Consider the following 13,625-nt stretch of genomic DNA (forward strand, 5'->3'; position numbering starts at 1 on the left):
TCATGCCCAGCCGCGAACTGGACGGACAGCTGCAATACACCGCAAATCGTGTGAATGTATGCTCATCGTGTGCTGGCTGAACGTGACCCCTGCACCCGGTGCGCCCCCCGCGACGCGGTCTCACCCGGGGGTGGCCGACAGGTGGCCCCAAATGGTCTCCTCGGCAGGAACGACGAGACACGCTTCCTGGCCGAGTTCATCCAGCACGCTGCGGATCACGGGAACGTGATTGTCATGCTGGGTGAGGCTGGCATAGGGAAGACGACACTGTTGCGCGCTGCGGCGGAGCATGCCAGGGCCGCCGGGCTGCGGATCCTGGAAGCCGTCGGGGTGGAAGCCGAGGCGCCGTTGCCCTTCGCCGGCCTGCATCAGCTGCTTCGTCCGGTCATCGGTGCCGCCAGTGCCTTGCCAGCCATGCAGCGGCACGCCCTGTCTGCGGCCTTCGGTGACGAGGAGGGGCCTCCACCGGAACCCTTTGTGATTGCACTGGCGGCGTTGAACCTTCTGGCGGACGTAGCGGCGCAGCAACCCGTGCTCCTGGTGGTTGATGATGTGCAGTGGCTCGACCGGCCCAGCCAAGAGGTGCTTACGTTCGTTGCCCGTCGTGTGAGCGGCGGGCCGATCGCCATCGTCGGTACCGTGCGCAAGGGCCACGCCTGCCCCTTCACCACCGCAGGCCTGACCGTACTGGATGTACTCGGGCTGGACGACGAGTCTTCCCGGGGCGTTCTCTCGGCGAGTGCCGGCTACCTGGGCCACGCGGACCGGGAACGGATCCTCCAGGAGGCCATGGGCAACCCGCTCGCACTCGTTGAACTGCCGGTCGCATGGCGGACGACACGCGGGCAGGCTCTGGGACTCCTTCCGCCGTACCTTCCCCTGACCGCTCGGCTCGAGCGGTCGTTCGCAGGCCGTATCGCAGAGCTGCCCGCACCGACCCGTGACTCCTTGCTCGTCGCGGCGGTTGATCACGGCGACGAGTTGCCGGAGATCCTCACTGCCGCCTCCTTGCTGGCCGGACGGCGGCTGACCGTCGACGCCCTGGACAGAGCAACGACGGCCGGTCTGCTGCGCTTCGACGAAATGCACGTGCACTTCAGGCACCCACTGGTGCGGTCTGCAGTCCTGCAGTCCGAAACCGTGGCCCGCCGACAGGCGGCCAACGCCGCGCTGGCAGCCGTACTCGTCGAGGAGCCCTACCGCCGCACCTGGCACCGGGCGCACTCCATCGTCGGCCCCGATGACGAGATCGCGGACGAACTCGAGACCAATCACACGATCGCTCTTCGTCGCGGCTCGGTGCCATCAGCCATTCAAGCCCTCGAACGGTCGGCGCAACTGACGACCGACCCCGCGAAGCGGGCCGGCAGACTGCTCATGGCTGCCGAGCATGCATTCGGCTTGGGCAGCGTCGACCTGGTCGACCGGTTGCTGACGGCGGCGGCGCGCCACTCACTGTCCCAGCTGGATCGGGCACGGATGGAGTGGCTCCGCGAGATCTTCAACGACGGCGTGCCGGGTGATGCGGCGCGCGTCTTCGAGCTCTGCGACATTGCCGAACGGTCGGCCCGAGCGGACAACTGCGACCTCGCGCTCAAGCTGGTGTTGGGGGCTGCTCTGCGCTGCTGGTGGGCCGATACCGGCCCGGACGCCCGCGCGCGCGTGGTCGCCGTCACCCAGAGCATCCCGGGAGTCGAGGACGACCCGCGTTATGTTGCGGCACTGGGGGTCGCCGAACCCGTGCTGCAGGGTGAAACCGTCGCCGACCTGCTTTCCCGGGTCACCATGGAGAGCGTTGACGACGCCGACGCGCTACGGCTGCTGGGAATGGCAGCGCACGCAATCGGCGATTCCGTACGCGCCGCCGATTTCCTCGACAGAGCCGAGACCAAGCTCCGTCAACAGGGACGCCTCGGACTGCTTTATCACGTGCTCGGGATGCAGGCCCCGGTCCGGCTCGCGATCGGAGACTGGGAGCGCGCCGCCGCTGCCTCAGAGGAGGGGCGACGCCTCGCGGAAGAGACAGGTCAGCCGATCTGGACCACCGGAAACATCGTTGTCGACGCGATGGGGCGTGCGCTGCGCGGCAGGCCGGAACAGGCTCTGGCTCTAGCCGCCAGGGCCGAGCAGTCGGCCAAGCGCGGTCGTCTGAACGACCTGCTGGCGTGCGCCCGACTGGCCCGGGGCTGTGTGTGGATCAGCACAGGCCGCTACGCCGAGGCCTACGAGGAACTGCTACCCCTGTTCGACCCGGCGGATCCGAGCTATCACCAGCGGGAACTGTTCTCCGGCGTGATGTTCCTGGCGGAGGCCGCCGTCCACACCGATCGGCGGGAAGACGCCCGGGGTGTGATAGCCGGACTGGAGCAGGTCGCCGCCATTACACCCTCCCCGATCCTGCACGTCCACCTGCTCTACGCCCGAGCGGTCCTGGCTGACGAAGCCGACGCGGAATGTCTCTACCTCTCGGCCCTTGGACAGAACCTGACCCGCTGGCCCTGGGTCAGAGCACGCATCGAGCTGGCCTACGGCAGGTGGCTGCGCCGCCAACGACGCGTCTGCGAGTCACGGGCACCATTGCGCGCCGCCCTGACGACCTTCGACCTCATCGGGGCCACGTCCTGGGCCGACCAGACCCGCACAGAGTTGCGCGCCTCCGGCGAACGCGCATCCGCCCCATGCGCCGCCGACTGCGACGCGCTGTCGGCGCAGGAGCTCCGGATCGCCCGGCTTGCCGCCGAGGGCCTGTCCAACCGGGAAATTGGACAGCGGCTGCATCTCTCACCCCGGACCGTGGGGTCGCATCTCTACCGAATCTTCCCGAAACTCGACATCACCTCACGGGCCCAGCTGGCCTCTCGCCTTGGCGCTGCCTGACGGATGGGCCTGGTTGCCCGACGCTGACGGAGGCACGTAGGGGCGCTGCGCCGGACCAGCAGCAACACGTCGCGGCAACGAGGCATTGATTGCACCAGATAAACCGGATTGAGTCAGATGACCCAAGCTGAGGCAGTTGACCGAATCCTAGGGTCAACCTTGATCGCGGACCGCCTGCGCATCCCCGGCGCATCGAGCGGAAAGCCCGCCCGATCACGCTCCGCCCAGTCTCCTCAACGTACCGAGACCGGCCACCCCTCAACGCAGCCCGACGTCAGGGACACGATGACCACGAACCAGACGACCACGAACCCGACCAACAACCCGTATGAGTTCTCGTCCCATCGGCTCGCACCGGCCGACCAGCGTCAGCTGGCCCGAGAACTCCAGCAGATGATCCAGCCCCCTCGCGACACCACGAACAACGTCGACGGCATGCGGGTGGCCGCGCGATGCCTGAGCGCCGACCCGATGCTGCGCGTCGGTGGCGACTGGTACCTGTCGATGCCCCTGCCCGACGGAGACCTTCTACTCGCGGTCGGAGACGCCGTCGGTCACGGCTTGTCCGCTGCGGCTGCGATGGTTCACCTGCGGTACGCAATGGCGGCGTTCGCTGCCGAGGGCCACACTCCCGGCGCCGTTCTGGCCAGACTCAATGCATTGCTGTCCCAGAGGCACGCGGAGTCGATCGCCACCGCGGTCGTGGCTCGGTACCGTCCCTCGACCGGCTGCCTGACCTGGGCACGGGCCGGTCACCACCCGATGCTTCTGGCCGACCGGTACGGCGTGGAACCGTTGCCCAACCCACGCGGCGCTCTGCTCGGAGCCTTTCCGTGTGCGACCTATGAACACGCCACTCGCAACTTGCTCCCCGGCGACTTGGTGGTCATGTACACGGACGGGATGTTCAAACGCGGACAGTGCATCGACCAGGGGATGAACGATCTCGCCGATCAGGTGCGCCGCGCACGCGAGTGTCCGACCTCATTTCTGGATCAGCTGGACTACCACGCCTCAGGGGACGACGCGTGCGTTCTGGTTGCCGAGCGGGTGCGCTGAATCCCGGCCGGGCGAGCCGGCGGCTCGCGGCCGGGCACCGTCGACGTCTTAGCTCAGCCCCCTGAGACTTGGGCCGGCCGACAGAGATCGTCAACGGCTGCAGCAGCGCCGTCCGCAGGGGCTCCGGCGTCTGCCCGGTACAGCCGACAGGGACGAGGACGGCGTCCGCGGCGACGTTCGACTTCCGGTCCAGCTCGTTACGCCGTAGCCGTCCCGTTGATTGCCGCGGTGATGGGCGCGTCCTCGACGAACGCGTCGAAGCTCAGGAGTTTGCCGTTCCTCACCGTCCAGAGGTGAACGATCTCCGCGTCGAAGTGCTGACCGCTCCCAAGCCCGATGCCGCTGGTGCGACCGATCGCCACCACCTGGTGCTCGCCGATCGTGAACATGTGGTCGATCTCGATCCGGCTCTTGATGAGCGTGAAGGTGTTCTTGAAGAGCTCCAGAAACCCGGACGGGCCCTGGTAGTCGCCGCCGTAGGCGAGCTCCTTGGTCACGCGGATTCTGATGCTGGGGTCGATGAGGCTCTGCAGCGCGTCGCGATCGGACCGAAGCATGCCCTCGTATACGGCCTCGACGACCTCGCGGGGCGTCATCGTGTCGGCGTTGGACGGCTGAGACATCTTAGTACTCCTCGGTTGGGAAACGGGCTTGGCGGACTACAGGCAAGACGCCTGATGTCAATAGTTAAAATATCAACCATCAGGGAAGGGAGGTGATCAGCTGACAGTGACCAAGATCATCTCAGGGAAGGCTCGATCTGCATTTGCGCCGGTCACGTCAACTTGCGGGGCCCGGAGACGAGCGGATCGGCGAGGTGCCCGGTTTGGGCTGCCGTCCTCGTTTGCCGAGCGACAACTGTCATCCGGTGAGGTTGTGAGCGAAGTTCCGCAGTCCGGCCCGGGTCTGCGCGCCGGTCAGGCGGCGGAGGCGGGTGCAGCGGAACCCGAAGCCGCGCCTGAGACGCTTGGCCGTGATCGAGGGTGCCACGCCCCCTGTCTGGCAGGCGCCAGACAACTGCCGCGCCGGCAACAAGCGCGGATGCATCAAGTCCCGGTCGGTGAACGCGGGTTACTGCGGACCCGACCCTGCGACCCGGTCGCGCGTTCTTCCTCAGGTCCCCGGTCCGGACCGTACCGGCACCGGTGCGAGCAGCGCGGAGATCAGCGATCCGGCTGTGCCCCTCAGTCGGTCCGGGTCCTGGTAGACGCGCTCCATGACGACGGTGCCGCGGGTCATGGTGATCACCACTCTCGCCGCCTCGGCAGGCGGGATCACAAGCCTGGCGGTGGCATCCTCCAAGGAGAGGCGCTCCTGGAGGACCCGCTCGAGGTTGTCGAGCAGGCTGCGCAGTGCGGCTTGGATCCGCTCCCCGTCCGCTCTTTCGTCGGTCGCCGTCTTGGTGGTCAGGCACCCCCGTGTGGGGGTGCCCGCGGTCATGGACGTGATGGTGAAGTCGAAGAACCTGCGGAGCGCCTGCTCGGCATCCGGATGTGCGAGCGCGTCGACGGCGTCGGCCAGGAACTGGTCTGCGTATCCCTGGAAGGCGCGCAGAAACAACGTCTCTTTGTCGCGGTACGCGTTGTAGAGCGATCCGCGCTGTACGCCCGTGGCGGTAGCCAGGTCCTGCATGGATGTCGCCCCGTAACCCTTGTTCCAGAAGGTCTCGAGGACTCGGTCCAGGGTCTGCTTTTCATCGAATTGGCGCTGTCCGACCATGGCGCGACCCTAATCCATTTTTGACAACACCGTCAAGCTATGCAAACCTGCCAAACATGACGCCACTGTCAAGAATGGCGGCATGGCGTCGCTGGGCGCGCGAGACGGGCCCCGAGACCCTCACCTGGTTCCTGCAGGGAAGCGCCCGATACGGAACGGACCCGAACGTATGACGACCGCACCTCTCTCCGGCCCTGGGAGCCCCCACGACTTGGGACCCTCGCCGTGGCGGGCCATCACGGCTGGGGCGAGCGCAAGCTTCGTGGGAATCGGGCTGGCGCGCTTCGCCTACACGCCACTGCTGCCCTCCCTGATCGACGCGCACTGGTTCACGTCCTCGGCCGTCGTCTACCTCGGCGCGGCCAACCTGGCCGGCTACCTGATCGGCGCGCTGCTCGCCCGCCCCATCGCCCGGCGGATCTCCGACCGCAGCGCGCTGCGCTGGATGATGGCGCTGGCCAGCATCGCCCTGCTGGCCTGCGCCGCGCCCCTCTCAGTCGGCTGGTTCTTCGCCTGGCGACTGGCCTCGGGTCTGGCCGGCGGCACCATCATGGTCCTCGTCGCGGGCACCGTACTGCCGCACATCCCCGGACAGCGCCGCGGACTGGCCGGCGGAGCCATCTTCATGGGCCTGGGCCTTGGGATCGCAGCCTCGGGCACGATCGTCCCCCTGCTGCTCCGGGCCGGGCTGAGCCAGACCTGGGCAGGCCTGGCCCTCCTGTGCGCGATGCTCACCGCGTTCAGCTGGAACGGCTGGCCCCGGGCAGCCCTGGCCGCCGCCCATGCGGCACAGGTCTCGGACCAGCCGGCCCCCGGCGCCCGGCTGAGGCTGAACATCGTCTTCGGGCAGTACGCCCTGCTGGCCGTCGGCCTGGTGCCGACCATGGAATTCCTCGTCGACTTCGTCACCCGCGGCCTTGGCGAGAGCGCCGGGGTCGGCTCCTTCTTCTGGATCCTCTACGGCCTCGGCGCCATCGCCGGACCCGCCTCCTACGGACTTCTCGCCGACCGCCTGGGATTCGGACCGGCCCTGCGGATCGTCGTGCTCGTCCAGGCCATCGCGGTGGGGCTCATTTCCGCCACGGACAACGCGGTTGCCGTGGGCTTCCTGAGCGTTGTCATCGGCACCTTCCCGCCCGGGATCGTCCCCGTGGTCCTGGGCCGGGTCCACCAGGTCCTGCCGGGCCGCCCGCAGGAACAGAGCGCCGCATGGGGACGCGCCACGACGGTCTTTGCACTCTTCCAAGCGCTCGCGGGCTACACCTACTCCTACGTCTTCGCCCACAGCGGCGAGGACCACCAGTTGCTGTTCGCCATCGGAGCCGGTGCTCTGGCACTGGCCCTGGTCGCCGACCTGGTAGCAAGGTCGGCCAGGGCGGAAGGCCCAGCTGAGAACTTGGCCGTGGCACCCGCCAAGGACACCACGAACGCCCTGTGACAACTGGTCCGACTGAGGCCGCACGCTGCGGGTGCTGGTGTGAGCGGGCGGACGCAGAGCTTGCCCCCCCGGCTCAGTGCTCAGCCGGTGAGGGTGGCGTTTCTTCTTGAGCGATGGTGCTGTCGTCGACGTGTCGGTCGGGGCGGTCTTCTCGTTTGCGGTGGCTGGTTGATCGGCCGGCGTGGAGAGGCGGCCCGGGTGGGCTGCGACGAGGGGCTGGCCCGACTGTCCACGGCGTGTCAGGTGGTCGGCGAACTATCGAGAGTGCACGTCCCGGCCGCTTCTGCCCGGCCCAGGTCCCCGGTCCGCGTGTCGAGTCCGTCGGTGGGCGGGCACAGGTGGAGGACGTGACCGCGGTGTTCGCCGAGCGGGTGCTTGGGGTGCTCGCCGGCCATGCGGGCCCGGTGCGGTGCAAGGGTGTGGTGGAGGGGCTGGGTCCGGAGGTGACGGCACGCAATGTCGAGGGGGTGCGTCACCACGTGAAGAAGGCCGCTGCCGCTGGGCGGGTGGTGCAGACGCCTGGAGCCTGTTCACCCTGGCGCGTGCGCGGAGCGCGACGGGCGGGTGAAGCGGTGTACGCAGAAAGGTCTTCTCCTTGCTGGTCTGGTTGAACCACCTGACCGGGCAAGGAAGAAGACCTGGTGGCATCCTACGCGCAGCAGCCCGTCGAAGCGGGTGGCTTTGCCGCCACACACACCCGCATGGAGGAGATGCTCTGCCCACCTCTCCGGGCTGGCGATGATGTCCTGCACCCAGGAGACGCTGGAGGACTTCATCACCGCCACCGGGCGGGAGCTGCTGCGGCAGATGATGTCCATCCCCTCGCAGCGTCGGGAGTCTCTGGGCTGCGAGGGGATGGACAGGGCAGCCCTGCCGATCGCGCCGACCAGGTCGGCGGGGCCGGTGGGCAGGATGCCGCTGGCGGTGATGACCAGGTCGGCGGCTGTCTGCAGGGGGACGGTGAAACCGATCCGGGCCAGCCGGAACACGTCGTCGTACGCGAGGGCGGCGACCGGGGTCGAGGTCGCAGCCGTGACGCAGTACGACGGCGACGAGCTAGCCGGCGGCGGCCGGGACGCCGGTTCGCACCAGCGAGGTGAAGACGTTCACTCGTTCCACGCAGGCTCCGTATGACTCTGACGCCGTCCCGGGGCCGTCTGCCTATCGATTAACGAGGTTGCCTGATCGAGTAAGAGTCCTGAGAGGGTGATCGTGGTGCGGTCAGCGCACGAAGGAAGGTCTCACCGCCGCAGAGCCCTGAAGTTCGGTTTGAAGTGCGAGTGAGGCGGCGCCGCCCTCTGACAGCCCATCTCAATTGGCGGTCAGAGGTCGGCGGTAGGGGCGGCGGAGTGCCGCCCCTACCGCGCTTCGCGAAGGCCCGCGGGCGACTTAGGCGCGCATCACGCTGCAGCGCTCAGGGAGGCGGCGATGGCGACGGAACCCTTGCGCACGGCGGCCTCGATCTGCTCAGGCGTGTTGCCGTGGACCGCGATGAACTCCACGTCCGTGATGCCGAGGAAGCCGAGGACTCCCCGGAGGTAGGGGCCGTAGAAGTCCATGGGAGCAGAGGCGGGCGTGCCGAAGTCGCTGCCACTGGATCGTACAACCACGACCTTCTTGCCGGAGAGCAGGCCGCGGGGGCCGTTCTCGTCGTAGGCGAAGGTGCGACCGGCCATGCAGACCTGGTCGATCCACGCCTTGAAGGAGGCGGGAACGCCGAAGTTGTACGTGGGCACACCGAGCACCAGGACGTCCGCAGCCTCGACCTCCCGGATCAGGACCTCCGAGGCCTCAACAGCTTCCTTCGACTCGGCAGTGTGGGCCTCCGCGGGTCCGAACACGCCCGTGATCCAGTCCGTGCTGACGAGGTTCGGGGTGTCCCGGGCCACATCCCGATGAGTGACGGTGCCCTGCGGGTGCTTGGCCTGCCAGGCTGCGACGTATTCGGCGGAGAGCTGCCGGGTGAGCGAGCCAGCAGTACGGGCGCTGGAGTCAATGTGGAGGAGATGCATGGTTCTTCTCGCTTTCATATGGATTGTTCAATCCAGAATTTGAACGGCCAACGACACAAGGCGGCGGCAGGGTGCAACCGGGGCACCGCTCCGCTCCAGGCGCTGAAGGGATACTCACAAGGTAGGGGCAAATTGTTGAATGGTCAACCACCCTTCGGCTCGGCGTCCTGCCTCACGGAGCAGCCCGGGCGACGATCTCTTCACCACGCCGTGATCGTCTAGCAATGCCGCCGGGTGACGGACCGGGCCGGGGTCGGTAGCGCCGAGATTGCCCAGCCCCCGGCCAACTCGTCGCGGCTGAACCGCTATAGACCGCCTTGCCGCGCCGCCGGCCGTCGTGCAGCACACGGCCGACACCTTCGCGGCCCGGAACGCGGGACAGGGAGCGGCTTCGCGGGAGGGGTGCCCTTGACGGCAACCGCATCGATCGAGTTCGCCGCTGCGATGGTGGACCCACCTCCGTCAAACGCTGCCCGCATGCCCACTCCCCTCGAGGGCCAGGCTTGTTGTGTCGCAGGTGTCCATGGCGGTTTGCCTGTCGGAGACGGAAGCGGATGCACGGAATTCTTGCTCGTCCATTCCAGAAAAGGCTATGGTGACTCCATGGCGCGAACCCGGGAGTTCGACGTCGACCAGGCGGTCGATCGCGCGATGGACCTGTTCTGGCGCCGCGGCTACGCGGCGACCTCGATGCAGGATCTTATTGCGGAGCTCGGCATCGGCAGCGGCAGCCTGTATGCGGCGTTCGGCTCCAAAGAGAGGCTCTATGCCCTCGCTCTGGAGCGTTACTGCTCAGCCAATGCCGGGTCGCTCGTTGCGCACCTGGAGTCCGCGCCTGAAATCCGGCCGGCCCTGCATGCGGCACTGACCGCCATGGCCCAAGCGGATCTCCGGGATCCCGAGCGCGGATGCCTGCTGGTCAACGCGGCCACCGAACGGCCCTGCGACACGGTCACCTCGGACCGGGTCACGGCCACCATGCGCCTGGTGGAGTCGACGATCGCCGGCGCGTTGGATCGGGCGAAGGCCCGCGGAGAGCTGTCCGCGGACAAGAGCTCCGGGGAACTGGCCCGGTTCCTCACCACCTTCATCCAGGGTCTACGGGTGATGGGGAAAGCCCGGGCTGGGCAGGCGTTCATCGAGGATGCGATCAACGCCGCCATGCGCGCCCTGGACTGACGGGCCCGTTTCACTCCGGTTGCCCGCCAGGCGGTGGGCTCGCCGTAAAGGGTGGCTCATGCATCTGCATCTGCGGGACGAAAGCGTCGTCGTCACCAGGGCCAGCCGCGGCATCGGCCTGGCGAAAGCCAGGTCTTTTGCCGGCGAGGGAGCCCGCGTGGTGAAGGGCGCCGCGCCCGCAATCCCGGCACCGCGCTGGGGCGCTTGCCGCCACGCACGGCCTGGTTCCCGTAGCGGGGGCCAGATCGGGACCGCGATGGAAGCGTTCGGCGCAATCGACGTCCCGCGGGCGCGGTGTCCCGCCGGTCCCCCCTCGGCGCGATCTTCGGTCCGCTCGGCGTCCTGCTGGGCTCGATCTTCACGCTGGTGATGGGCAACGCCACGAGCGGCGGGGTCTTGCCTCCGTCCTTCCTGCCGGGCTGACTGCCGGGCTGGCTGCAACCGCTGGCCTCGGTGATGCCCGCGGGCGTCGGGGGGCGAGCCATCAACGGCCTCGCCTACTTCCACAACGACGGCGTCGGGGACGGCATGGTGATGCTCTCCGTCTGGGTCGTGTTCTGCATCGGAGCCATCTTCAGCCTCGACAGGATCGCCGCCTCGACGGTCATCGTCCACGTCGCCCACCGTGGAAAGCTCCCACGAGCGGGCGCCTGAACGGCCGTCACCCGGACCTCGATCAGTTGGAACTGGGCTCCTCATAAGGGATGCGACTCAAGTGCAGAACCTCGCCCAGAGTGCCCCATTCGTCGCCGCCGAGCTTGGTGAGCGGGCGCAGCAACTCGCTGTTGGGTCGGTCATCGACGATGTAGTCCTCGTCCGCGGCGGCATGGACCACCCGTCCGAAGACCAGGGTGGAGTTGCCCATGCGCAAGGTGGTGTGCGAACGGCACTCCAGGACCACAGGGGATGCGGCCACTCTGGGCGGACGCACACACCTGCTGGCTTCGCGCTCGACACCCGCGGTGTCGAATTCGCTGACTGCCCGAGGGAAGTCGATGGCGGTGGCGTTGATCAGCCCAAGGAGCGGTTCGGAAGAGAAGTTGACGACGAACTCCCCGGTGTCCTCGACGTTGCGCAGAGAGTCCTTGCGGCCGATCGAGGTGAACTGGACGATCGGAGGATCGGTGCTGGCGATGCTGAAGAAGGAGTGCGGGGCCAGGTTCTCGGTGGTTCCGTCCGATGTGACGGTGGAGACCCAGGCGATCGGCCGTGGAACGACGGCTGATGTCAGGAACCTGTAGAAGGCCGTCCTGCTCATTGCCTCAGGGTCGCATTCGACGCGCATGAGGTTCAGTATCGAACCCGGGCACGGATTGAGCGTGTCACAGGCCACGAGCGCGTGTCGGGCGCAGGTCGATCGAGCACCACTCCGGGTCCGTGCGCGAGCGATGAGCAAGTGCAGTCGGCAGACGGCCGGTTCGCGAGCCAATGGATCAAGGCTGTTCGGGACCAAAACGGGCCCTTGCTGGACAAGGCCCCCCGATGGCCTTCTGGTGGGCCGGCCTGGCTCAGGGCACGCATGCCTCGCCGACCGTGGATTTCGACGGACAGGGCGCCGGAGCCACGCCTGGGCCCGCTCACCGGGCGAGAGGAGCGGGCGCAGGCGGTGTGGTGGTTGATCAGAGTGTCTTGATGAGACCGCCGTCGATGGTGAAGTCGGCGCCGGTGATGTTGGCGGCGCGGTCGCTCGCGAGCATCAGGACGAGGTCGGCGACCTCGTCGGGGCGGGTGAAGCGACCCGTGGCGAAGCCACCGAGACCGTCGATCATCTGGTCCACGGCCTCCTGCCGGTCGACGCCCATGGCGGTCGCGAGGGTGTCGGCCATGCCCCCGGGCCCCATCCACAGGGGGGTGGTCACCGGACCGGGTGCGACGCTGTTGACGCGTACGCCCAGCGGGGACACCTCCTTGGACAGAGCCTTGGAAAAGTTGGTCAGGGCCGCCTTCGAGGCCGTGTAGTCGATGACGCCGGGGTCGGGCAGGAAGGCGTTGACCGAGCTGATCGTGACGATGGAACCGCGCGAGGCGAGCAGCGCGGGAAGAGCCGCGCGGGAGGCACGCACCGCGCTCAGCAGGTTGACGGTCAGGGTCTCCAACCATTGTTCGTCGGTGACGGAGGCGAAGCCACCCAGCCGCGGCTCGGCCTTGCCGACGTTGTTGACCAGGACGTCGATGCCGCCGAGCCGTTCCACAGCGCTCTCGATGAGCGTTTCCACACCGCTCGCCGTCGCCAGGTCGGCGGTCACCGGGATCACGGATCCGGTGGCGGCCAGCTCGGCGAGTTCGGGGCTGGTGGTACGGGCGCCGGCCACGACGCGGGCGCCTTCCTCGACGAAGGCCTGGGTGACGGCGAGTCCGATGCCGCGGCTTGCGCCGGTGACGACGACGGTCTTGTCCTTCAGGTGCAGATCCATGATGGTCTTCCTTGTTCGTGCGATGCGTGTGGGTGGTGGACAGAAGGAGTGGTGCCGGCGGTCAGAGGCCGGCTGTGGCGGACTGGCCGGTGATGCCCTGGCGAGCCAGCCAGCCGAGCGCGCAGTCGGCGACAGCCCGCCAGCCCTGGTCGACGACCAGGGAGTGGCCGCGGTCCGGGAACTGCTTGAGGTCGGTCGCCGCCGTCGAGTCGCCGTAGAGCTTGTAGGCGGCGCGGGTGACGATGTCCGGCACGGTGTGATCGCGCTGGCCCGACATCAGCAGCAAGGGCCCGCGACGGGTGTTGCCGGTGACGACTGCGGCCGGTGACCTGCGTGAGAAGTTGGCGAACGCCGCTTCGAACAGGGGCCGCCCCGGGGCGGGGATGGAGTATTCCTCGAACAGGGCATCGGATTCCTGCTGCGGAATCGCGTTGCCGAACGCGTAGCGGAACTGCGCCGCCGTGAGGGAAACCGCACGTGACCGGTTGGCCGGGTCACGGAGAACCGGGAAGGCCGAGCGCAGTTGCGTGAACGGCAGGGGCTTGACCCCCTTGATCGGCGCCGGGTCGATGGCCACGGCGGCCCGCCCGAGTCCGAGACCGAGGAGCTTCTGGGCGATCAGACCGCCGAAGGAGTGCCCGATCAGCACAGGCTCGGCGGGCAGCGCCTTGATGAACGACGCGTAGTGCTCGGTGACGTCGTGGATGCCTGCTCCGGCCATGGCCTGCGGGCGCGACCGTGCGTCGGGCACGTTGTCCGGTTCGCCGGGCCAGCCGGGGGCGAGGGGGGCGAATCCCTCGGCGTGCAGCAGCTCCGTCCAGGGGTGCCAGGAGGAGGAGTGCAGCCACAGCCCGTGGATCAGGACGATGGGGGTGCGCTGGTCCGTCATGAGAGCCTCCTTGCGCCGGAGGACCGCCCGATGCGATC

General features: G+C 68.0%; 14 protein-coding genes. 7 read left to right on the plus strand and 7 right to left on the minus strand.

What is annotated here, in order from left to right:
* Nucleotides 1-141: 141 nt before the first annotated feature.
* Both EDD90_RS02955 and EDD90_RS02960 read left to right on the plus strand, forming a co-directional pair.
* Nucleotides 142-2,877, plus strand: coding sequence for a LuxR family transcriptional regulator (locus EDD90_RS02955; protein ID WP_260327551.1), 2,736 nt, complete (start codon nt 142-144; stop codon nt 2,875-2,877).
* Nucleotides 2,878-3,162: 285 nt separating this feature from the next.
* Nucleotides 3,163-3,936 (plus strand): PP2C family protein-serine/threonine phosphatase, encoded by a 774-nt coding sequence (locus EDD90_RS02960; protein ID WP_185148891.1) that lies wholly within the window; start codon nt 3,163-3,165, stop codon nt 3,934-3,936.
* A 197-nt stretch (nt 3,937-4,133) separates the two neighbouring features.
* Here EDD90_RS02960 and EDD90_RS02965 read toward each other — a convergent pair whose 3' ends face one another.
* From EDD90_RS02965 to EDD90_RS02970, 3 genes are all read right to left on the minus strand, one after another.
* Nucleotides 4,134-4,559, minus strand: a complete 426-nt coding sequence (locus EDD90_RS02965) for a nuclear transport factor 2 family protein (RefSeq protein WP_123971597.1) — start codon at nt 4,557-4,559, stop codon at nt 4,134-4,136.
* A 238-nt stretch (nt 4,560-4,797) separates the two neighbouring features.
* Nucleotides 4,798-4,926, minus strand: a complete 129-nt coding sequence (locus tag EDD90_RS56730; RefSeq protein WP_260328826.1) for a hypothetical protein — start codon at nt 4,924-4,926, stop codon at nt 4,798-4,800.
* Nucleotides 4,927-5,049: 123 nt separating this feature from the next.
* Complete coding sequence (locus EDD90_RS02970; RefSeq protein ID WP_123971598.1) at nt 5,050-5,655, minus strand: TetR/AcrR family transcriptional regulator; 606 nt, start codon at nt 5,653-5,655, stop codon at nt 5,050-5,052.
* Between the two features lie 262 nt (nt 5,656-5,917).
* On the opposite strand from EDD90_RS02970, the gene EDD90_RS02975 reads away from it, so the two are divergent.
* Nucleotides 5,918-7,093 (plus strand): MFS transporter, encoded by a 1,176-nt coding sequence (locus EDD90_RS02975; protein WP_260327558.1) that lies wholly within the window; start codon nt 5,918-5,920, stop codon nt 7,091-7,093.
* 741 nt (nt 7,094-7,834) lie between these two features.
* Nucleotides 7,835-8,227: a hypothetical protein gene (locus tag EDD90_RS02980; RefSeq protein ID WP_123971600.1), complete on the plus strand. Its 393-nt coding sequence runs from the start codon at nt 7,835-7,837 to the stop codon at nt 8,225-8,227.
* A 266-nt stretch (nt 8,228-8,493) separates the two neighbouring features.
* Here EDD90_RS02980 and EDD90_RS02985 read toward each other — a convergent pair whose 3' ends face one another.
* Nucleotides 8,494-9,105 (minus strand): FMN-dependent NADH-azoreductase, encoded by a 612-nt coding sequence (locus tag EDD90_RS02985; protein WP_185148893.1) that lies wholly within the window; start codon nt 9,103-9,105, stop codon nt 8,494-8,496.
* A 603-nt stretch (nt 9,106-9,708) separates the two neighbouring features.
* On the opposite strand from EDD90_RS02985, the gene EDD90_RS02990 reads away from it, so the two are divergent.
* From EDD90_RS02990 to EDD90_RS03000, 3 genes are all read left to right on the plus strand, one after another.
* Entirely contained in the window at nt 9,709-10,284 is a 576-nt protein-coding gene (locus tag EDD90_RS02990; protein WP_123971602.1) for a TetR/AcrR family transcriptional regulator, read from the plus strand.
* Between the two features lie 294 nt (nt 10,285-10,578).
* Nucleotides 10,579-10,707, plus strand: a complete 129-nt coding sequence (locus EDD90_RS56735; protein WP_260327563.1) for a hypothetical protein — start codon at nt 10,579-10,581, stop codon at nt 10,705-10,707.
* 33 nt (nt 10,708-10,740) lie between these two features.
* On the plus strand, nt 10,741-10,938 hold the full coding sequence (locus tag EDD90_RS03000) for a hypothetical protein (protein ID WP_123971603.1): 198 nt from the start codon (nt 10,741-10,743) through the stop codon (nt 10,936-10,938).
* Nucleotides 10,939-10,960: 22 nt separating this feature from the next.
* On the opposite strand, the gene EDD90_RS03005 is transcribed toward EDD90_RS03000, so the two are convergent.
* The 3 genes from EDD90_RS03005 to EDD90_RS03015 all read right to left on the minus strand — a co-directional run bounded on the left by EDD90_RS03005 (nt 10,961) and on the right by EDD90_RS03015 (nt 13,587).
* On the minus strand, nt 10,961-11,569 hold the full coding sequence (locus tag EDD90_RS03005; protein ID WP_123980816.1) for a flavin reductase family protein: 609 nt from the start codon (nt 11,567-11,569) through the stop codon (nt 10,961-10,963).
* A 334-nt stretch (nt 11,570-11,903) separates the two neighbouring features.
* Nucleotides 11,904-12,698, minus strand: a complete 795-nt coding sequence (locus EDD90_RS03010; RefSeq protein ID WP_123971604.1) for an oxidoreductase — start codon at nt 12,696-12,698, stop codon at nt 11,904-11,906.
* 61 nt (nt 12,699-12,759) lie between these two features.
* Nucleotides 12,760-13,587, minus strand: a complete 828-nt coding sequence (locus EDD90_RS03015) for an alpha/beta hydrolase (protein ID WP_123971605.1) — start codon at nt 13,585-13,587, stop codon at nt 12,760-12,762.
* Nucleotides 13,588-13,625 lie beyond the last annotated feature (38 nt).

Source organism: Streptomyces sp. Ag109_O5-1 (genome assembly GCF_003814875.1).
Taxonomy (GTDB): Bacteria; Actinomycetota; Actinomycetes; order Streptomycetales; family Streptomycetaceae; genus Streptomyces; species Streptomyces sasae.